17 protein-coding genes and 1 tRNA gene are annotated in these 21563 nt (G+C 46.6%); 8 read left to right on the forward strand and 10 right to left on the reverse strand.

Annotated elements, in window-relative coordinates; translation table 11 throughout:
- Positions 1-391: 391 nt before the first annotated feature.
- Entirely contained in the window at positions 392-3049 is a 2658-nt protein-coding gene (gene ppdK / locus ASN18_RS11860) for a pyruvate, phosphate dikinase (protein ID WP_085052965.1), read from the forward strand.
- A 108-nt stretch (positions 3050-3157) separates the two neighbouring features.
- On the opposite strand, the gene ASN18_RS11865 is transcribed toward ppdK, so the two are convergent.
- On the reverse strand, positions 3158-6349 hold the full coding sequence (locus ASN18_RS11865) for an AfsR/SARP family transcriptional regulator (protein WP_236861710.1): 3192 nt from the start codon (positions 6347-6349) through the stop codon (positions 3158-3160).
- A 215-nt stretch (positions 6350-6564) separates the two neighbouring features.
- Here ASN18_RS11865 and ASN18_RS11870 point away from each other — a divergent pair, with 215 nt between their 5' ends.
- Entirely contained in the window at positions 6565-6906 is a 342-nt protein-coding gene (locus ASN18_RS11870) for a hypothetical protein (RefSeq protein ID WP_085052967.1), read from the forward strand.
- Positions 6907-6947: 41 nt separating this feature from the next.
- Here the strand turns inward: ASN18_RS11870 and uvrA are convergent, their stop codons facing one another.
- Entirely contained in the window at positions 6948-9470 is a 2523-nt protein-coding gene (gene uvrA / locus ASN18_RS11875; RefSeq protein ID WP_085052968.1) for an excinuclease ABC subunit UvrA, read from the reverse strand.
- Positions 9471-9605: 135 nt separating this feature from the next.
- Between uvrA and ASN18_RS11880 the strand changes: the two genes are divergently transcribed.
- The 3 genes from ASN18_RS11880 to ASN18_RS11890 all read left to right on the forward strand — a co-directional run bounded on the left by ASN18_RS11880 (position 9606) and on the right by ASN18_RS11890 (position 12552).
- The gene (locus ASN18_RS11880) at positions 9606-10571 is read left to right on the forward strand and encodes a chromate resistance protein ChrB domain-containing protein (RefSeq protein WP_236861711.1); all 966 of its coding nucleotides are present in this window, start codon (positions 9606-9608) and stop codon (positions 10569-10571) included.
- A 57-nt stretch (positions 10572-10628) separates the two neighbouring features.
- Positions 10629-11183 (forward strand): DUF2148 domain-containing protein, encoded by a 555-nt coding sequence (locus ASN18_RS11885; protein WP_085052970.1) that lies wholly within the window; start codon positions 10629-10631, stop codon positions 11181-11183.
- Between the two features lie 157 nt (positions 11184-11340).
- Positions 11341-12552 carry an MFS transporter gene (locus ASN18_RS11890; RefSeq protein ID WP_085052971.1) on the forward strand — a complete coding sequence of 404 codons (1212 nt, stop codon included), beginning with the start codon at positions 11341-11343 and terminating at the stop codon, positions 12550-12552.
- Here ASN18_RS11890 and ASN18_RS11895 read toward each other — a convergent pair.
- The 6 genes from ASN18_RS11895 to ASN18_RS11920 form a co-directional block, all read right to left on the reverse strand.
- Entirely contained in the window at positions 12549-13214 is a 666-nt protein-coding gene (locus tag ASN18_RS11895) for a cation efflux transmembrane domain-containing protein (protein WP_157072963.1), read from the reverse strand. The two genes, ASN18_RS11890 and ASN18_RS11895, sit on opposite strands and share 4 nt — an antisense overlap.
- A 314-nt stretch (positions 13215-13528) precedes the next feature.
- Positions 13529-14107, reverse strand: a complete 579-nt coding sequence (locus ASN18_RS11900) for a pyruvate kinase alpha/beta domain-containing protein (protein WP_085052973.1) — start codon at positions 14105-14107, stop codon at positions 13529-13531.
- Positions 14100-14702 (reverse strand): aminoacyl-tRNA hydrolase, encoded by a 603-nt coding sequence (gene pth, locus ASN18_RS11905; RefSeq protein ID WP_306688955.1) that lies wholly within the window; start codon positions 14700-14702, stop codon positions 14100-14102. The genes ASN18_RS11900 and pth overlap by 8 nt, the downstream gene beginning before the upstream one ends.
- Positions 14695-15345, reverse strand: coding sequence for a 50S ribosomal protein L25 (locus ASN18_RS11910; RefSeq protein WP_085052975.1), 651 nt, complete (start codon positions 15343-15345; stop codon positions 14695-14697). Before ASN18_RS11910 ends, pth begins: the two co-directional genes overlap by 8 nt.
- A 21-nt stretch (positions 15346-15366) precedes the next feature.
- Positions 15367-16311, reverse strand: a complete 945-nt coding sequence (locus ASN18_RS11915) for a ribose-phosphate diphosphokinase (RefSeq protein WP_085052976.1) — start codon at positions 16309-16311, stop codon at positions 15367-15369.
- Positions 16312-16369: 58 nt separating this feature from the next.
- Positions 16370-16444: transfer RNA gene (locus ASN18_RS11920), tRNA-Gln, on the reverse strand.
- Between the two features lie 213 nt (positions 16445-16657).
- Here ASN18_RS11920 and rplM point away from each other — a divergent pair.
- The 3 genes from rplM (at position 16658) to argC (ending at position 18680) form a co-directional block, all read left to right on the forward strand.
- Positions 16658-17089 (forward strand): 50S ribosomal protein L13, encoded by a 432-nt coding sequence (gene rplM / locus ASN18_RS11925; protein WP_085052998.1) that lies wholly within the window; start codon positions 16658-16660, stop codon positions 17087-17089.
- Between the two features lie 97 nt (positions 17090-17186).
- The gene (gene rpsI / locus ASN18_RS11930; RefSeq protein WP_085052977.1) at positions 17187-17579 is read left to right on the forward strand and encodes a 30S ribosomal protein S9; all 393 of its coding nucleotides are present in this window, start codon (positions 17187-17189) and stop codon (positions 17577-17579) included.
- Between the two features lie 48 nt (positions 17580-17627).
- On the forward strand, positions 17628-18680 hold the full coding sequence (gene argC / locus ASN18_RS11935; protein ID WP_085052978.1) for an N-acetyl-gamma-glutamyl-phosphate reductase: 1053 nt from the start codon (positions 17628-17630) through the stop codon (positions 18678-18680).
- Between the two features lie 4 nt (positions 18681-18684).
- Here argC and ASN18_RS11940 read toward each other — a convergent pair whose 3' ends face one another.
- Positions 18685-20454, reverse strand: coding sequence for an alginate O-acetyltransferase AlgX-related protein (locus ASN18_RS11940; protein ID WP_085052979.1), 1770 nt, complete (start codon positions 20452-20454; stop codon positions 18685-18687).
- Positions 20455-20550: 96 nt separating this feature from the next.
- Positions 20551-21441, reverse strand: a complete 891-nt coding sequence (locus ASN18_RS11945) for an RpnC/YadD family protein (RefSeq protein ID WP_085052980.1) — start codon at positions 21439-21441, stop codon at positions 20551-20553.
- Between the last annotated feature and the right edge of the window lie 122 nt (positions 21442-21563).

Below are 21563 nucleotides of genomic sequence, written 5' to 3' on the forward strand. Positions count from 1 at the left end.
CGTAATAGTGGCTCTCCCGTAGATTAATAAATCATCTGGCAAACCTTAAGTCCCATGAATCGTAATTATTTTTGATACCCCGCACCTCCGTAGCAGACTCATGCCCCCCTCAAAGAATGGGGGGGCATGACTGGTTTTATTATGACACAGTCTGGAAAGCGGGAATCCATAAGAGGAAATTTATGTTGTACTTTTCTAATGCGTTTGCCCTGGTCTCAGGGCGATGTAGGCGCACTCTGGATTTAAAAAAATGCGCTAGTCGAAAAAAAATGGGCTAAAAAATATATTTTAGCTTGCAAGGTTGATTTAATATGTAGTATAATCGGAGCTACTGTAGTCTTGTGGATTATAATTAGTCCAAAATTAACCAAAATTAATAGGAGGAGAGATTATGTCAAAGAAGAAGTATGTGTACTTTTTCGGAGTAGGTAAGACAGAAGGCGATGGCACCATGAAGGACCTGCTCGGCGGAAAGGGAGCCGGACTTGCGGAGATGACCAAACTGGGCATTCCCGTCCCCCCCGGTTTTACAATCACCACCGAGACCTGTAATGACTATTTCAATAACAACAGCCAGTATCCTGAAGGTATGTGGGACGAGGTACTGACAAACATGAAGATGGTAGAGGACCTGATGGGTCTGAAGTTTGGCGATGCCGAAAAACCTCTTCTGGTATCAGTTCGTTCAGGCGCTAAGTTCTCGATGCCCGGCATGATGGACACGGTATTGAATTTGGGACTTACGGATTCCACAATCGAAGGTGTTATCAAAAGATCAAACAACGAAAAGTTTGCCTATGATGCGTACAGAAGGTTCATCACCATGTTTGCATCTATCGTTATGGGTGTAGACAGGATGGAATTTGAACACGTCCTCGACAAAAAGAAGGAAAAAACCAAGGTAAAATATGACTCAGAGCTGTCAGCTGATGCCCTTAAGGAACTCGTTAAGGAGTTTAAGGCGCTCTATAAGAAGAAAGTAAACCAGGATTTCCCTCAGGACCCGATGGAACAGTTGAAGCTCGCAATCAACGCAGTATTCGGTTCATGGTTTGGTGAAAGGGCAAAGACATACAGGAAGTTAAACGGCATAGCGGATGACCTCGGCACAGCGGTAAACGTCTGTACGATGGTATTTGGAAACATGGGTGACACATCGGGAACGGGCGTTGCGTTTACAAGAGACCCGTCCACTGGTGAACACAAGTTTTACGGCGAGTGTTTGATTAACGCCCAGGGCGAGGATGTCGTTGCCGGTATTCGTACTCCTATGAAGGTAGAGGAACTCGAAAAGCCGATGCCTGATGCGTACAAACACCTGATGGAGATATATCAGAGCCTTGAAAAGCACTACAAAGATATGCTTGACCTCGAGTTCACTATCGAAGACGGCAAGCTCTACATGCTGCAGGTCAGAGTAGGAAAGAGAACTGCCGCTGCTGCCCTTAAGATAGCTATGGACATGGTGGACGAGGGCATGATAGACAAGAAGACCGCAATATTAAGAGTAGAACCACAGCAGCTCGACCAGTTCCTGCACCCTATGATAGACCCGAAGGCAAAGCTGAAGAAGCTGGCCAAGGGACTTCCTGCATCGCCTGGCGCAGCAGTAGGTAAGGCCGTATTCACTGCGAAAGAGGCAGAAGAATGGGCAGAAAAGGGAGAGAAGGTACTACTGATAAGGCTTGAGACCTCCCCTGAGGACATCGGCGGAATGCACGCGGCAAAGGGAATCCTGACGGCAAGAGGTGGAATGACCTCGCACGCCGCTGTTGTTGCCAGAGGCATGGGCAAACCCTGCGTTGCCGGTTGTGGTGACCTCGTAATAGATGCAAAGAAAAAGACCTGCACAGTCAAAGAAGACGTAATAAAGGAAGGCGACTGGGTAACAATTAACGGTTCAACGGGTGAGATAATCCTCGGAGAGACAAAACTTATCGAACCTTCGATAACCGGAGACTTCGCCAAGTTCATGGACTGGGTAGATGAATTCAAAGATATGGGCGTAAGGGCGAATGCAGACACGCCGCACGATGCAGAAGTAGCGCTGAAGTTCGGAGCCGAGGGAATCGGACTTTGCAGGACAGAGCACATGTTCTTCGAGGAAGACAGGATAAAGGCAGTTAGAGAGATGATCCTTGCCGATGACGAGGCCGGGAGAAGAAAGGCCCTCGCAAAGATACTCCCGATGCAGAAGAAGGATTTCAAGGGCATCTTCAAGGTAATGAAAGGCAAGCCAGTTACAATAAGATTGTTGGACCCGCCCCTTCACGAGTTTCTGCCGCACGCTGACAAAGAACTCAACGCGCTGGCGAAGGAAATGGGCGTAGCGGCTTCAAAACTCAAAGAGAGAAACGAGCTGCTTCACGAGTTCAACCCGATGTTGGGACACAGGGGCTGTCGTCTTGGCGTAACCTATCCCGAAATATATGAGATTCAGGTACAGGCCATCATGGAAGCGGCATGTGAGCTTCAGAAAGAGGGCGTCTCTGTTATCCCTGAGATAATGATCCCTCTTGTTGCATTGACTGCTGAGTTCACCAAGATGAAAGACATGACCGTGAAGATATGCAACGATGTTATGGAAAAGGCAAAAGTAAAAGTAGAGTATATGGTCGGAACGATGATAGAGCTGCCGAGGGCTGCAATAGTAGCAGATAAGATTGTAGAGGCAGGGGCAGAGTTCTTCTCATTCGGCACTAATGACCTGACCCAGACCACATTCGGCCTAAGCCGTGACGATGCCGGAAGGTTCTTACCATTCTATGTAGACCACAAGATACTGCCGGAAGACCCGTTTGTCAGCATTGACATTGACGGTGTTGGTGAGCTGATAAAGATGGGTATTTCAAAAGGCCGTTCAGCAAAGGATAAACTGAAAGTCGGCATCTGCGGTGAGCACGGCGGTGAGGCGAAGTCAGTAGAGTTCTGCTACAACGCAGGCATGAACTATGTAAGCTGTTCCCCGTACAGAGTACCGCTTGCAAGACTTGCAGCAGCACACTCGATGTTAAAGAAAAAGGGCAGCGCCGCTTCGACAACGAAGTAGCCCTTAAAACATATGCAATCAGGGGGAGAGAAATCTCCCCCCTTTTTTTATCTGTCATATGTCCTGCGGTGAGTCAGCCACACCCAACGAATCATCGGAGCAGTCACACTACCGGTACTTTTTTATTATCGACTTATAAATTGATTTTGTCATTTGTGAGGGTTCTTTGCCAAGTATTGACAACAATGTATCCCTGCACAAGTTGTATACAGCGGCAGCCTCAATATCCTGCCCCATGCTTTTTTTGCAGCGCATGATCTTTTGGTAGAACATCTCTTCTGCCGGGTATACCAGCAATGACTTCTTGTAACACTCTATGGCCTCTTCTAATTTATCTGATTTTTCAAGGAAATCCCCTGCGTCTAAACAGCAGTTGATGAATTTATACTTTAACCTTCCCCTCAGGTGGGCAGCCAGTTCCTCATCCTGACTTTCTAAGTTGAAGTCTCCTTTGTAGATGGAAATCATACGTAAAAACGCAGGAATAATATCTTCCGCAGCAGTTACCCCGCCATTTTCTGCAATTTCATAGATTTCCCAGACAATGGCATCTAAGGCCCATATATCTACCCAGCAAAGCCTTTGATCAAGATATAAATTCCCATTAGCTGCCTGAACATAGTCGTTGCTGCCCAACATTTTACGCAATCTGTGCAATGTAGTGTATAATGCGCTGTATGCCGCATCACCGTCTGACTCCGCCCATAGAAGGTCAGATAGTTCCAGTGAATTAACGCACTTTCCGCCAAGCGATATGATTGCCTTTAACAGCGTTAATGGCGTTCTGTGTGGTTTGCCTGTGAAATGTACAATATTCCCATCCCTTAATATCTTAAACTGCCCCAAGGTATATATCTTCAGCTCCCACGGGAAGGACACTATCCTGTGGTCATCTGTTGTGATGCTGTACAGGGTTATTAGTTCTCTTATGCGTTCAACATGTGCTTTGCCCTTAAGCAGCGTTTTACATACTGAGGCAACAGATTTATTTAATGGTAAAAATATCTTAATGCCTGAGCGTTCAGTTGACATGACTGACTTATTAAACATGTCAGTAAAGCGGGGTATATCATTGGTTTTCAGGTATATAAGTGACTTAACTGCCAGGATAAGATAGTCAAAGAGTTCACTCTTTGTAGTAACCGCAATCCTCTCAATATCACTAAGTACCTGCATGGACTCATCATATTTACCTGCTTCAGCCAGGACATATGCAAGAAAATATTTATTTACTCCCAGCATAAAAAGGCATCCGGCATCCTGTACCAGACCTACGTTTCTCTTTGCATGTTCTATTGCGGAGGAAAGCGCTCCATTAGAAAGCTCCACTAATGATGTTAACTGATGATATATTGGTGAATTGCTTTGCTGGTTATCCCTGTAAGGTGAGATTTTTGTCAGACACACCTCTGCCGTAGTGTCATCCCCGGCAGCAAGTGAGATATAAACAGATACACCCAGCAGCGCTGCCTCCATAAAGTGCATATCTGTCTGCTGCGCAATCATTAGCCCCTCATCGACACTGTTTAGTGCGTCTTTTGATGAGAGCTTATGGTAAAAATATAATGCCTCTGCCAATAAATATGTTAATCTCAGCGCTGGGTATGTTTTGGTCTGCCTTGCAGGATATGACAATACATCCACAATAACCCCGGCTTTATATATCAACCCAGACCACAGGTAGTACATTATGACTGTATAGCCAGCGAATATACGGTTTTCAATATGTTTAGAGTGCAGCACAATTTTCTCAGCCTCTACTAACCAATAATCTATGCCTATGTTCTCCGGCTGACGAAACACCAGTGCCGCAAATATGCTTGCCACTGTATCTTCCCTGTCTTTGTCAGACTCGATACACTTATACCCTTCAAGCAGTGTCCCCTCAAACTCCGCTATCCAGTAGTCAAGGGGATGAAAATCCTTCCCTTCAACTATAATGGTTTTAACTATGGCACACAGGACAGAAAGCTGACCGTCATGTGCGCCTGATTTTTTAAATATGATGTAGGCGTGTTCAAGTATCTGACGGGAATCTTCAGGCATCAGGTACATCTTATTTAAACCCTGCCAATACAGCAGCCAGGGATGCAATTGCATTACCTCATGGGGCAGACTGGTCAGCCAGTTGTCGACAAGGGTATGCCTCCCCTCGTCTATAAGATTTTGCCCATATGTAGTGATTAATCTCTCAAGCCTTTCCCATTTCCTTAATTCAACAGTAAGTGCAGCGGTCTCTTCAATATAGCCATGTTCCTCTAAGACATTTAGCGCATGTAATGCCGCCTCGTCCCCGTCTGACTGACTTAACAGAAAATCTCTGAATATACTCTGGAAGGCATATGTGACACGGTTGTCCGTACACTTCTCTGTAATAAAGTATCTGCTGTCTGTTAATATCTTATGTCCATTGGGTGCAATCTTTGCTGCCATCTCAAGTGTAAATTCAGGCAGCCATGCAGTTTTCAGCAGTAACTCCTTAATGTCATCAGGCAGGGGATTGTATATCTCTTCTGAGAAATACTTAATCAGCAATTCATCCAGGGCAGATTCGTTGAACCCAGCAGCGGTTTTTGTCATATCAATCTGAGATAAGGCCAACACCAACCCTGTCACCCAGCCGTTGGTCTTAGTGTATAACCTGTCAATTAAGTCATCCTGAACTAAGAGTTCTGAAGTGTTTTTTATCAGCGCTGCCGTTTCCTCCAAATCGAATCTTATATCATCAAAACCAATGGCGCTTAATTTTCTCTTCGCTTGAAAATTAACAAACGCAGACGGTGGGTCATTCCTGCTTGTAAAGACTACATTTATCCCTTCTGGCAGTTGATACAGACCTTTGATAAAGACCGTGTGAAGGGCAGATTCTGGCGGAATCTTATGATAATCATCAATTACCAGCAAACACGGGAATTTAAGATGTTCAAATAACTGCTCAAAGTATAAAATAGAAAAAGTAATTATATCTTTGGAGCCATCTGCTGCAAAATCAGGCAGTATCCAGTATTTATCGGGATTATAAATTGTCAGAGCCTTTTGCATGTATGAGAAAAAGACTGCGGCATCAATATCCCTCTCATCACAGCTATACCATAGAGTGGGCAGGTTCATAGCACTGGCATAACTTGCAACTAATGTGGTCTTACCTGCCCCTGCCGGTGCCGACACCCATACAATGGGTTTAGACAAGGCGGCATTGATTTGCTGAAAACACCTCCTGCGCTCCAACACCATTTGGAGGTGAGGCGGCATAATCTTTGTTGGTACAGTACCAGTAGTGCTGTTGTGTGACGAAATCACCTGTTCCGCTCCCCCGACATTTACATGGCTAATTATTATATACATTATCTAATATAAAATTCTACTGGATTCTTAATTGTAATTTCCAAATGTGTTTGCCCTGCTGATGGCCCTATTGACTTAGAGTTGACTTAGAAAAGATATTCGGGGTATCTTAAGTATGTGTCAGTTGGGAATATCAGAATATATCTATAGTATGAACAGTTGGAGGTAATATGGATTTAGATATTGATAAATACTGCCTGAGATACGGTCTGGACGACAACTATCATACACTATGTTCCAACTGCCTGAGTGATAATGTCATATCCTTCGACACTAATGAACACAACTGCAGCCGCTGCGGGCAATCCCTCGATATACGCCGTTACCCAATCTCCGTCATTGCCATCAGAGGCAATCAGGTAACCTCGGCTGTTATAAGAGACCATGCCGGTCTACGCGTCGTGTGCGGCAACTGCGGGCTGATTATCTATGTCAGGGGTGAAGGCGAGGAGTTCATAAACTGTATCGACTGCGGTATACAGATAGACTACAGCAGCTATCCTGACGGCTAATCATCTGGGACATGAGAGGAAATAGTCGGCCTAAGCCGGTATCAGCTTAACCTCTTTTTAAGATATTCTCCGGTAAATGAACGCGGGTTTTGCATAACCTCATGAGGCGTTCCCTCGGCTACTATATATCCGCCGTGGTCGCCGCCCTCTGGTCCGAGGTCAATAATATAGTCAGAGAGCTTAATCATGTCGAGGTTATGTTCTATTACAATTACCGTATTGCCAAGCGACACAAGGCGGTGGATTATTCGCAGCAGCCTTTGGACATCGACAAAGTGAAGCCCTGTGGTGGGTTCGTCAAGTATATAGAGCGTCTTACCTGTGGCGCGTTTTGTCAGTTCACGTGAGAGTCTGAGGCGCTGTGCCTCACCGCCTGAGAGCGTGGTTGCCGGTTGCCCAAGTTGTATGTAACCGAGGCCTACCTCCTCAAGCAGCATCAGTTTTTCCTTTAAGGGTACAATCGGTGCGAAGAACACGGCTGCCTCGCTTACTGTCATAGAAAGTACATCGGATATTGTTTTTCCCTTGTAACGAACACGCAGTGTCTCGCGGTTAAACCTTTTACCGCCGCATGTGTCGCATTGGACATGGGCGTCAGGCAGGAAGTGCATCTCGTATTTTCTTATCCCTGCCCCTTTACATACCTCGCATCTGCCGCCTTTTACGTTAAAGCTGAACCGGGAGGTTGTGTATCCCTTCGACTTCGATTCAACGAGATTTGAAAACAGCTCCCTGATGTATACGAACATGCCGGTATAAGTCACAGGGTTGGAGCGCTGGGTCTTGCCAATAGGCGATTGGTCAACGCTTATCACCCTGTTAATCTGCTCCGTGCCGGTTATCCCCGTGTGCCTCCCTTCCTGAAGTCTGGAGTGAATGCCGGGCTGCATAATAGAATTGCAGAGGGCAGGGTAGAGCGTGTCCAGAATCAGCGTACTCTTTCCTGAGCCAGAGACGCCGGTCACGCAGACGAAAACCCCAAGCGGGATTTTAACGTCGATCGCTTTCAGGTTGTTTTCACATGCCCCTGTGATTGTTATGGTGCCGGTGGGGGGGCGCTTTGCGCCGGGAATATCACTGGGTATATCAATGATTGCTGTGCGGCTGAGATATGTACCGGTCAGTGAATTTTCGTTTTTCATTATCTCATCCGGGCAGCCTATGGCCGTAACATAACCCCCTCTGAGCCCTGCGCCCGGTCCCATGTCAATCACCACGTCGGAGGCTAAAATTGTCTCTTCGTCGTGTTCGACGACAATCACTGTATTGTCTCTGTCTCGTATGTCCTTCAGGCCGTCGATTAGTTTAGCGCAGTCGCGCGGATGAAGCCCTATGCTCGGTTCATCGAGGACATATAAGACGCCGGACAGTGAGGAGCCAAGCTGTGTGGCAAGGCGTATGCGCTGTGCCTCACCGCCTGAGAGCGACAGGACAAGCCGGTTCAGCGTCAAATAGTTCAGGCCGACCTTTTCCATAAACATGAGGCGGTTGGAGATTTCTCTGAGTATTCGTTCAGCGATAAAACTGTCTCTGTCGTTGAGCGTTAGTGACATGAGGAAATCTCCAGCGGCCTTTATGGACAGTTGAGTGAGCTGTCCGATATTAAGTCCTCCGATTTTTATACTCAGCGCCTCTTTCTTTAATCTCAGGCCGCCACAGAGCATACACGGTTTGAGCGAGAGCAGCGGTGTGTCGTCGTATTCGTTCAGGGGTTCGTGTCCAATACCTCTGCACTCGGGGCAGGCGCCAAGGTTACTGTTAAATGAAAAAAACATCGGCGTAAGTTCCGGTATATTTATGCCGCAGTCAGGACATGCCATTGTCTTGGACAGGACAATATCCCTATTGTCTTCAATCAGGTTTAGCACTACAACAGAGCTGAACCTCATGGCGGTGTTTACCGCTTCTCTGAGTTTTCTCTCTATGCCTGACTTGATTATCAGGCGGTCAATGACGACCTCTATCGTATGACGCTTGTTTTTGTTCAGGTTGATGTCTTCGGTCAAATCATGCATTTCGCCATCAATGCGGGCGCGGACAAAACCCTCGCGGCGCATGGCAAGCAGTTCTTTTGTATAAAGCCCTTTGCGCTCTTTGACTATTGGCGAGAGGATTTGAATCCTTGTCCCTTGTGGCAGTGTCTTGACAGTTTCCATGAGGGCCTCGGTGTCCTGCGATATGATGGGTTTGCCGCAGATATAGCAGAATGGTTTTCCTATTCGAGTATAAAGCACCCTTAAGTAATCGTATATCTCAGTAAGGGTTCCGATTGTGGAGCGCGGGCTTTTGGAGATAGTCTTCTGTTCAATAGCTATTGATGGCGATAGACCTTCGATTGAGTCCACATCAGGTTTTTGCATTTCACCGAGGAACTGCCGTGCATAAACAGAAAGGCTCTCGACATAGCGCCTCTGGCCCTCTGCAAATATTGTATCAATGGCAAGTGTGGATTTACCAGAGCCGGAGGGCCCCGTGATAACGATAAACTTATTTCTCGGAATATCGAGGTTTATGTTTTTGAGGTTATGTTCCCTAGCCCCTTTTATAACGATATTATCTTGCATAACAATGTAATCTCATAATAATTTCAACTGAGCCAATCACTAATATAACTTATTCAGGGGAAACCGTGCAAAGAAATTTTCCACTGCTTGACAACGATGTAACATGTGTTGTATGATAGTGACATGTTACATGATATGAAATACAGATGGCTACTATTTTTTTATAGTATCTCGGCAAAACCCGTCAGCGGCAGGATTAAGATATGGAGACGATTGTCCGGTGCCGGGGCGCTCCAATTGAAAGACGCCGTGTATGTGCTTCCATATAACGCGGCACACTTAGAGTTCTTTCAGTGGTTGTCCTCAGAGGTCGTGTCGTTGGGCGGAGAGGCCTTGTTTGTAAAGGCTGAAAAAATTGAAATGCTTGATGACAATGCCATAATAAAACTATTTAACCAGCACAGGAAAAAGGACTATGCCGCCCTTGAAAGACATATCGATGAGATTGAGGCTAGATTAATGCCGTCACTCAAAGACGCAACGGCAAAAAAACTCACTGATAAGCTGCATAAGCGCTTAAAGGAATTTAATGAGATAAGCAAGATAGATTTTTTCTCTGCTGATGGACAAACCCTCTCACTCAGGCTTGAAGCACTGGGGGACAGGTTAAAAGGCATAATGCGCTTAAGCGGCAAATCTCACGACATGCCTGAAATAGAGTTAAGGAAAATTGAGGACTACCAGGGCAAGACATGGGCTACGAGAGAGCGTCCATTTGTGGACAGGATGTCCAGCGCATGGCTGATAAAGCGGTTTATCGACAAGAGCGCTGTCTTTAAGATAACTGCTGAAGGCGATACAGGCAATTGCGGCGCTGATACGGTGTTTTTTGACATTATGGGCGGAGAGTTCATGCACTCAGGGACAATGTGTACGTTTGAGGTCATGCTGAAGGCATTTTCCATTAAGGACAGGGCATTAAAAAAGATTGCCGAGATAGTACACGAGATAGATATCAGGGACAATCAATATGAGAACACTGAATCGTTTGGAATAGAGGAGATATTAACAGGTATTCAAAAAACGGCAGGCTCTGACATAGATGCACTCGAGCGGGGGGCGGAGATTTTTGAACTCCTCTATTTATCAAAAACAAATTAAGGTTATTCACACGGGCAAGCGCTTGTCCGTACAAAATATAATAAAGGAGACAGGGAGATGAAGGAAATATCAGAAATGACAGCAGGACTAATGGCGGCGGCGGCAAGGACTGCACCGAAGGCAGGCGGGAAGGATTTTCTTGAAATAGTGGTGATTACTAAAGACGATGACCTGAAAAAGATAGCTGAGGTGATGAAAGAATATGCCCCAAAAAGCACGAACGAGGCCTACTGGTTAAGAGATGCATCTAACATTGAACACTCCGAGGCGCTGGTGCTGATAGGTCTGTCAAAGCCTGTTACGGCTGGGTATGACTGCGGTGGCTGCGGCTACGCCAAGTGTGCAGATTTCACAAAGGCCAGAGAGCTAAAGGCCAAGGACATGGGCTATACCGGGCCGCACTGCATAATGAGGATGATGGATATAGGTGTGGCGCTGTCATCGGCGGCAAAGACCGCGAGCCTCTTAAATGTGGACAACCGTGTGCAGCAAAGGGTAGGGGCGGCGGCAAAGGCCCTGGGGTTGATACAGGCAGAGGTAGCAATGGGAATCCCGATAAGCATCACGGGCAAAAGCATATACTTTGACAGACAAACTCCTATAAAACATTAAATATAATAACGGTCTCATAATAATTAGATTCAAAGGGGCGAAGCCCCGTAGATGGGGTGCAGGGGACAAGTTCCCTGCCGGGAGTTTGAGGGCAGAGCCCTCATTCATCAAGTTGGTTCTATTATGAGACCCTTAATAATCAAGAGGGGAAACGACTATGGGTACGGCGCCTGGAGTTACAGCTCCGCTTTATTTCGTAGGGTTTTTTGCAAGGTTTTCCTATGCGCTTGCCAGAAGCCCTGTACTATCTCTGTTTGCCATGTATTTGGGGGCCGGGCCGGAGGCCATTGGTTTAGCTGTGGGGATATCAACAGTGACGGGGATTTTCTTTAAGCTGCCCTCAGGGGCACTGTCAGATATAATAGGCCGACGCCGCACGATGTTAATAGGGCTTTGCGTGTTTGCCATTATGCCCTTTACGTATATGCTTGTACATGATTACAGGATGCTGGTGATAGTGAGATTCCTGCACGGGTTTGCAACGGCTGTTTATGGGCCGGTGGCAATGGCAGTTGTTGCAGAAATTGCTGGTGAGAAGCGAGGTGAGGCGTTGTCGTGGTTTTCCTCTGTGACGATTATAGGGAATCTGGTTGGCGCGCCTGTTGGCGGGTACTTATTGCACCATGGAGTAGCGTCGAAGGACCCTATCCTTGCCGACTTTCAAATAGTCTATATCATAAGCGGAGTACTTGGGGTAATATCGCTGCTTATAGGTATTAAGTATCTTAAAGGTAAAGAAACAGTAGAAAAAGGCAAGACACTGAAAGAATCATTCAAGAGATTCGCCTCGGGGATAAAGGAAGTTGTCAGCGACAAAAGGGTTCTGATTACGTCAAACATGGAAGGCGTACAGAACATGTGCGTGGGGGCGTTGGAGGCGTTTCTGCCGGTGTACTGCGTGAAGGTGGCCGGGCTGAATGAATTTCAGGCGGGGCTTTTATGGGGTGTGCAGGTGGTCTCGACGATTGTGTCGAAGCCGGTAATGGGCAGGAATTCTGATAAGTATGGCAGGGTTCCTATAATTGCAGTGGGGTTGGCAATGTGTGCCCTGTCATTCGGGGCGATACCGCTTTTGACGAGTTTTTATCTGCTGATGGTCGTGGCGGTGGTGTTTGGTCTGGGTGAGGCCTTTGTTACATCGTCGTCGGCTGCCCTTGTGGCGGACATATGCAAGGAAAAACACTACGGCACGGCAATGGGGACATTTGGTACGATATATGATATTGGGCACGCCTCAGGGCCGATTGTTACGGGATTGTTACTGGCGAAATTTAACAATAACTATCAGTATTCGTTTTGGATAGTGTCGGCGTTAGTGCTGCTGATTATCCCGGTATTTGTTATGACAGTAAGGGTGAAAAAGACTTAGTCATTTTGGGCAGGGGGGGCACAGGTGTGACCGCAGCAGCATGACTTGCCGCGTGCCTTCTCAAAGGCCTCACGCCCCTCTTTATATGACAGTGCCGCGATAATCAAGGCACCAGCGGAGTCAAACCAGCCGACTCCGGTAAGTTCATACCCTATGCTGCCCACAAGCAGCACGACTGATAGGTATATGCAGGTACGAGTGCAGGCGGCGTCTGAGAGTATTGCCTGAGAGTTCAACTGGGTCCCCACTTTCACCTTATAGTGAACAAGAAGCCACATTACCATTATAGAGATACACGATACTACGATTCCCCAGAAGGCGGTCTTCGGGTGTTTTCCCTGAATAATATTATAGGCAGTCGAGGCGATAAGACCGGCTGCGAGGATATAAAAAGCGCCGCCTGTGATTTTAAGTGTCTGACGTTCAAACACATCTGTATCGCCTGCCAGGTTTTGACGAATCCTCACGGCCATATGCCAGACACCGACGCCCGAGATTGCCTCAACAAAAGAATCAACACCAAATCCAAACAGAGAAAGCGCATCATCCTCAAAGCCTAAATACACAGAGACAAGCCCTTCAAGGATATTATAAAAGACGGTAAAGACTGCTAGTATAATCGCCCATCTGTAGAGCTTACCGGCAGATAAGGTATCCTCCATCACGATACATTTATTATAGCAAAATATATGGAGATTAATATATGTGAATAATAGCCGTATCGAGACTACTTAAAAGCCGTTCAGAGCTTATTCCGGTGTTTATCAACCAGAGAGACTAGACCGAGGAGGCAGCCCTGGGGACAGGCGATAAGTTTATGAGCATAGCACAGAGTGCAAGAAATCAATCGTAGTCCGCTACATGGCGGTTGCTTGTGAAGATAATTATTACCAAAAAAAGAATTAAATATATTATTGCCTCAACTAAAGAATTAGCAGACGGTTTGAGAAATTATTTAAGCATTTCTACCTTAGTTTTAAATCCCAAAGAGCGGCTTTGCAAGTATCTCCTGTACCTTCAAATCGAAAAACCGTTTTGATGCCGCAGAGCGTAGTATCAGTACAGTGTCAGCCCCCCTGCCCGTACCGGCAACAGTGATTATGTCCACACCCTCGGGGACTAATCCCGCATCTACCGCCATCATAGCTATCTCGCAGCATACCTTTGTACCCTCGCCAAAACGCCTCAGCGTCTGCGCCACTATCAGAGTTGGGTAAAGGCCGCTGAATTGTTTTGCAAACGCGCTCTCTATCGAATGCGTTACCATTGTGCCCGTATATAAAACCGCACCGTTTGCCCTGATTTTCTTTACCAGCTCAGGGTCAAGCTCTATTGTGTTTGGCTCCTTAAAGCCATGCGAATGACTGACTGCAACTAAATTTGCGCTCGTGTCCTTAAATGCCTCTGAGAACAACGCTCCCGTATCGCCTCCGGTTGTGGCCACTACGATGTGTTTGTATCCATATGCCATCACGGCAGCCGCGACTATAGACAGGCATTCGCCGGTGTTGGCCTTGCCGGGTTTCTCAAAGTAATATGTCTTTTTCTCAATCATTGCCCCTCCGCCCACTCTGTGTTTCGTCCGGGGTGTCCAGACGCTTGTTGAATTTATTCATAGCCACCGCAATGCCCTCAGAAATAACGCAGGCAGCCGCACTTGCCGCCAGTGAGACCACTTCCTTTATAAGCGCGGCCTCGCCGGGGGGAAATCTCATCAGCACATAGTCTTCTACCGGAATTAAGGCATCCTTACCAACACCGATTTTAATCCTTAGAAAGTCCCTCGTCCCGGATGTCTCGATTATTGAAAGAATACCTTTGTGACCGCCTGCCCCGCCTCCGGCTTTGATCTTTAGTTTTCCAGGGGCCATGTCGATGTCGTCATGTATTACTATCGAGTGTGCGCTGTTCATTCTGAGCTGCGACCAGACAACTGAGCCGCTCCTATTCATATACGTGAGGGGTTTTATTAGGGTTACGCCTGCTCCTTCGATTACGCCTTCGCCTGTTTCCACACTGCCGCGTACCTTCAGGTCTACACCATAGACGCGGGCAATCTCATCTATGACTGCAAAGCCCGCGTTATGCCGCGTGTTCTTGTATTTGGCGCTGGGATTCCCCAGCCCGATTATATACCAACCGCTACTTATCTTTGTCTTCCTGCTTGCCTTTCTTCATAACCTCCGGCTCCTTAACGGCTGCCGCACCCTCCTCTGCTGAGTGTTCAGATACACCGCTTGCAGAGACGATAATCGACGCAACTACCTCTTCAGGTTCGGAGAGTATCTTTATCCCTTCGCCCACTTTTATGTCTCTGACATGATAGGAATGCCCTATTTCAAGCGCCCTGACATCAAGCTCAATGTGGGCAGGGATGTCATCAGGCAGGGACTCAATCTCTATCTCCCTAAGACCGGCCTGTAATATACCACCGTCGCGCTTAACGCCAATCGGAACGCCTGTAAGTACCACGGAAACGCTTACCTTGATTGCCTCCTTAAGCGATACCTCGTAGAAGTCTGCGTGCAGGAGTTCACCCTTAATCGGATCAGTCTGATAGTCCCTCATAATGGCAAGCTTGGCCGAACCATCGGCAAACGCCAGATTAACAAGGACTTGCTCTCCGGCCAGCGAATTAATAAAATTAACCAGCTCCTTGCGCGGCAGGGTAATAGGCTCTGCCACACCCTTACGATATATGACCGATGGGATGAGGTCCGCCCTCCTGAGGGTCCTCGCAGCGCCCTTTCCCCTTGTGTCTCTTACCTTTGCTGTTAATGTTGCTTTTTCCATTTATGTTTCCTCCAACAGTTATTATTTAAATAGTGAACTGATTGACGACTCATCATGTATTCTCTTAATGGCCTCACCAAGCAATGAGGCTACGCTTAAGACTACGAGTTTTTTACAGTTGCTTTTTTTATCATCCAGGGGGATAGTGTTTGTGATAATGACCTGTTCGATTACTGAGTCATTGATTCTCTCGATGGCAGGGCCGCTAAGCACGGGGTGCGTACATGCAGCATATACCTTAAGGGCGCCGTTTGCTTTAAGTATCTGAGCAGCCTGCACTGTGGTGCCTGCCGTATCTATCATGTCGTCAAGGATTAGGACGTCTTTACCGCCTACATCGCCGATGACATTTTCTGCCTTACACTCGTTTGCCTGCTCTCTGCGTTTATCTATAATAGCCATAGAGCAGTTCAGTCGCCTGGCAACCGACCTGGAGCGCTCCACAGCACCGGCATCCGGGGCTACTATCACCAGATTGTCAACAGGATACGACTTCTTTATATATTCTAAAATCAGTACAATGGCATAGAGATGGTCTACTGGGATATTAAAAAACCCCTGTATCTGCCCAGCGTGTAAATCAATCGTTAGTACCCTGTGCGTACCGGCAACGGCAATTAAATCTGCCAGCAGTTTTGCGGAAATCGGCACCCTCGGCTGCACCTTTCTGTCCTGGCGCGCATAGCCGTAGTACGGGATTACAGCGGTTATTCTTCCGGCAGAGGCACGCTTAAGGGCATCCACCAGGAGCAGATACTCCATCACGTTGTCGTTTACAGGGGCGCATGTGGATTGAATGACAAAGATATCTGATCCTCTGACATTGTCATTGACCTGGATAGATATTTCCCCGTCGCCGAATCTCTTTATAAGGGTGCTGACTAATTTAAGGTCCAGGTACTGCGCTACTGACTCAGCAAGCCCGACGTTTGAGTTTCCCGTAATGAGCTTCATTTCCTTGAGCATAGTTAATGTTCTCCTTATAGTCAATGAACCGGCTTAGCGATCCTCTGACGGCTGCCGCTGGCTGGGGTGGGAGGATTCGAACCTCCAGATGGGAGATCCAAAGTCTCCTGACTTGCCGTTTGTCGACACCCCATCGCTCAACTGCTAAATTAAAGATAGTATTGTAAAATAAATTTTATAAACTTGTCAAAAGGATATTGACAATACCGGCGTAATTATTTTACTTTATCAGACATTGTGTTATGCGGTGGGCAAAACGGTGAATATACACAAGCCGGTAAAGCTACAGTAACCGCTCTGGCAAGTGCAACTTAAGGAAGGAGAAAATGAAGAGGGTGAAGGGCTGATGAAGACAAAGTTTATGAAGAAAGACGAACACGAGAGGAAATGGTACGTAGTAGACGCACAGAGCAAGGTGCTTGGGCGGCTGGCAACGAGAATAGCCATATATCTCAGGGGTAAAAACAAGGCGATATTCACGCCTAATGTAGACACGGGCGATTTTATTATCGTTGTCAACGCTGAAAAGATAAAACTGACGGGTAATAAACTCAACGACAAGGTCTATTACCACCATTCCGGCTACATTGGCAACATTAAATCAGAAACCGCAAAAGACAGGCTGCAAAGACAACCAGACAAGCTGGTCAGAGCTGCCGTCTGGGGAATGCTCCCGAAGAACAGGCTTGGCAGGGCTATGATAAAGAAACTCAAGATATACAAAGGCGCCAAGCACCCACACGCGGCTCAAAAGCCGGAAGCCCTAGATATAAAATAGAGATATAAAATAGAGACATAAAATAGAGTGATAACATAGAGGCATAAAGCAGCACAGTATCATGTAATATAACATGACATAACGTGAGGAGATTTAAATGGCAGAGATTAGATACACGGCAACCGGCAAGCGAAAGACCTCAGTAGCCCGTGTAATATTAAAAAAAGGCAAAGGCGACATAACCGTTAACAGCAGACCTATCGATGCTTATTTTCCAAGAGAGACGCTGCGTATGATGATAAATCAACCGCTTGAAGTGACCGGCATGGTAGGAAAACTTGACGTTACGGCAAGCGTACACGGCGGCGGCCCGGCCGGGCAGGCAGGGGCAGTACGGCACGGTATCTCTATAGCGCTTATCAACTCGGACTCTGACCTCAGACCTAAGCTCAAAAAAGAAGGCCTGCTTACGCGTGACCCAAGAGAGAAGGAGCGTAAGAAGTACGGTCAGAAAGGCGCCAGAAAGCGCTTCCAGTTCTCCAAGAGATAATGTGCGTTTCGCCCTCCGGCCTCATAAGGCGGGCGGTGGCTGCAGATTATGACGAAGATAAGAGCTGTCATCTGTGGGGCAAGCGGCTATACCGGCAGCGAGCTGCTGAGGATACTTAAGCACGTACCAGAGGTAGAGATTACCGCTGTTACGTCTGAGCAGTCAGCCGGTAAGGAAGTCACTGAACTCTTCCCACATCTTTACACATATAAGGGTGTACGGTTTGTACCTCTCGACAAGAATGCACTGCTTGACAAGGGGGATATATTCTTTCTTGCCCTGCCGCATTCGGCCTCTCAGGAGGCGGTAGAGTTTTTCCACAGCCGTGGGAAAAAGGTAATAGACCTCTCTGCCGATTACCGGCTCAGGAACTTGCAGCTCTATGAGCGGTGGTATAAGACAAATCATAGGTTTTCAGATACGCTGAAACATGCGGTCTATGGCCTGCCGGAGCTTTACCGCGAGGAAATCAAGGACGCATCACTAGTCGCCAATCCCGGGTGTTACCCCACGACGGCGATACTTGCCCTGCTGCCAGCACTGAGGCAAGGAATTATAAATACTGAGCATATTGTTATAGATTCAAAATCCGGCGTCTCCGGCGCTGGCAGGAAAAGCGAAGTTGCATATTCGTTTTGCGAAATCGAAACAGGCTTTAAGGCCTATGGCGTAGCTGCGCACAGACACACGCCGGAGATTGAGCAGGAACTGTCCTGCATCGCTGGCAGTGCTGTTAATGTTACCTTCACGCCACATCTGCTGCCCGTTGCACGCGGCATGTTAAGCACAGTCTATGCACCGCTCAAGCACACTATTAAATCAGGGGGTTTGGGCGAACTCCATTCGATTTATGGCAGCGCATATAAAGACGAACCATTTGTCGATGTACTGCCGATGGGAAAATACCCTGATATAAGAAACGTCCGCGGCACAAATTTGTGTCAACTTGGCATAGCAATCTCTGAAAACGGCACACTGATTGTCATAAGCGCCATAGATAATCTGGTTAAGGGTGCCTCGGGGCAGGCCGTTCAGAACATGAACATCATGTTCGGTCTTGACGAGACAACTGGTTTAGACTTACTCCCCGTAGTTCCCTAATATCTTACGGCCTGTTAGCGTCTTTTAACGTATAGAGATTCCTCTCGACGATTTCAGTGATGACTATGTCCGGATGTTCTTTTTCGATAATATCTGTATCGAATGTCATCGTCCATACATAGACGCTGCGCCTGAAATGTTCGGCAAAGAAGTCCAAAGGATGCATGAAAAAGGAATCCCTGAAGACAACGACTTTCGGCAGCCTTCCATCATCTACTTCTCTGACGATAAGTGGATTGGTAGGGGTTCTGTAAGTGTGGACATAGTTGCCGGGGGCGGCGTCTTTGCTTTTAAATGGAGTTACAGGCGTAAAAATCACCTCGTCGTCTGTAAAAAGGTCGGCAACAGATATGAGCCTGTAAAGGTCGCCAGCCCCTCTGGCGCCAGCGGTGACTTTGAAGTCTGAAATTGCCTTAGGGACAAGCTGCGGGTAGTCTTTTCCCAGGGCATTGATAATTTTCTGATACCCCATGAATGCCCCGAAGGAGTTCCAATGAGTGTCGGTCTTAAAGTACAATCTGCCATTGTTTTTTGCCTCTAAGATGGAGTCTCTCAGGTCTATAATCTTGAAGGTAGTATTGTCCAGTAGTGTAATCAGTTGGTCAAGCTTAGTTGTGCTGCTGACCTTGTTTATAAACTCCGGCAGATACTCCGGATAGATTGTTTCCTTGTTTGGCGGGACGAGCAGGTAGTAGTCAATGCCTCGTTCACGAAGCCAGCGCTGCCTTGCCAGAAGGGTTCCCTTAATCTTAATCAGCTCCTCCTTTTTGAAAGGCGCGTTACCTCTGTAGTCTTCGATAGTATCTATGGCTGTCATATACAGCCAGCCGTCGTGACCGAAAGCCACCTGATGAGGGATGGGGGAGGTTTTTAATACTGTCACTTTAAAGCGGTTATTCCATCTGATAAACATATCTCTGAATCCAAAGTTATCCTCAAAGTACTGTGTATATTGCGCGGGGAATTTGGCCAGATTTTTTATGGATAGTTTGGGATTTGAAGCAAGTGAGCGCTGTTCGCTGATGTTCACGGGATAGGTAATTGCAAGGAAGGTGCTTAATATCGGCAGACTGATAAATATGACGAACACTAAAGAAGTGAAAACGTTGGCATTACAGTATAATTCAATCTTTGGAAAGCGCACAAACATCAAAACTACAAGACACAAGACGGTAAATATGATGACGCTCACGGTTGTCAGCAAACGTTTATCCATCGAGCGGACGAGGTTGTCAAACGCGCCAGCAATATGCCAGTTTGTTAAATACGGTGGATAGTTTATCGAATAAACGAACAATGCGCCTTCGGTGACCTGCCGCCTGACGATGTTTTCATTGGGGGTAAAATCTCTGTAAATTTCCTCCGGTGACCACTTATACTCTTTAAACAATGTCTTCATTCGAATGCTTTTAATTGCTACAACGCCCTCACCCTCACCTAAAAGCAGACTTAAGGCCGTAATTTTCTGAACATTTTTGGGAATTTTAAACTTTACGATTTTAAACCCGTCTGTGGCATTAAGACTTGCTGAGACGGAGTTATCATCTGATATCTTACCGTTTTCGTCATGAAAGTAAATCTTTGGTGTGATGTTGGCAGAGGAGGTCATTTCGATAAATACTCTGATAATCAAATAGCTGCTGAGTTTCTCAAAAAACGAAAACGCCGAGGCAGCCGCTATCAGCACAATAAGCAGCTTCAGCACCAGGGCATTACAAAAGTACCTGGTAACGGAGATTTTAAACTTAGCCCACGAGTTATTATCAACAATCATAAGTGCAGGAAGCCGATCAACCACCCACTGTAACTAGTGCAGCAGCTATGGGCAGTGTAAGCCCCTCTCAAGCCATGGAAAGTGGGTGTCACTAAGTTATATGTTTTCCCTTAAAAACCCTCTCAATTCATCCAACGAGCCGGCCTTTTTTATAAGATTTTTAAATGCTTCCAACTTATCGATAGAGTCCACTACCCTTGCCATATCCATCAGTTCAAGCCCGGACGATCCATATTTAAGCTCAAGCCCTAACTCAATCCCTTCAAGCAAACCCTCACGTTTCCCCTCACGCTGCCCTTCAAGCAGACCCTTGCGCTGCCCTTTGGCCAATCCCTGCTTGAACCTTATGTCTCTCTCCATATCATACATTATTGCCATTGCCTCTGCCTCCTTACATACATCGTTCTGCAACTCCCTCAACTGCGACAACACTTCCACCTGTTTTATGTACTTGCCACGGAGTGTTTCTTCTGGCACCAGCTCTCTTAGCCGACTCAATATCTCACTTATGAATATTTTAACACCTTTCTTTTGATAATTGCACAGAATGGAGATTATCACCTCTTCAGGTTTATTTGAATACAGGAATTTATTGCAATCCACATCCCGCATATCTATCAAGTTATAACTATAGTCGATCTTTTCCGCTTTGATGTTGTCAGGCATATTAAGCGTCTCGTTACCTATGTAAAACACATACTGCAGCGGTTGGATACCATATATCTCAGCAATATAAACCCAGTAGCGCAGCTCTCTATATGCCATCTTGGAATAGTTCGTAGACTGAAATTCTATATGTATCAAACGTTGTGTGCCATCTTCCAATTCTACCAGAAGGATAAAGTCAGCCTCCCGCTCGTTCGTTATCTGGAGTTTGGTTTCTAAAGGCGTGGATTTAATGGCTTTCAGCCCGATTACGTTCGTTAATAGGGTGTCTACGACATCTCTCAGGATTTCCTTAATTATTTTGTCATAGCGTTTAGACATATGGTCGGTATTGTAACATTTGGGTTGAATTAAAAGTAGTACGCTGATTGTGCAATGTTGATTGGGGAGATGCTGTGAATTTGCCCTGATGGGTAACACAGCCTATTATTCCAGTTTTAGCT

Source organism: Candidatus Magnetominusculus xianensis (assembly GCA_001541255.1).
In the GTDB taxonomy this organism is placed as follows: Bacteria; Nitrospirota; Thermodesulfovibrionia; order Thermodesulfovibrionales; family Magnetobacteriaceae; genus Magnetominusculus; species Magnetominusculus xianensis.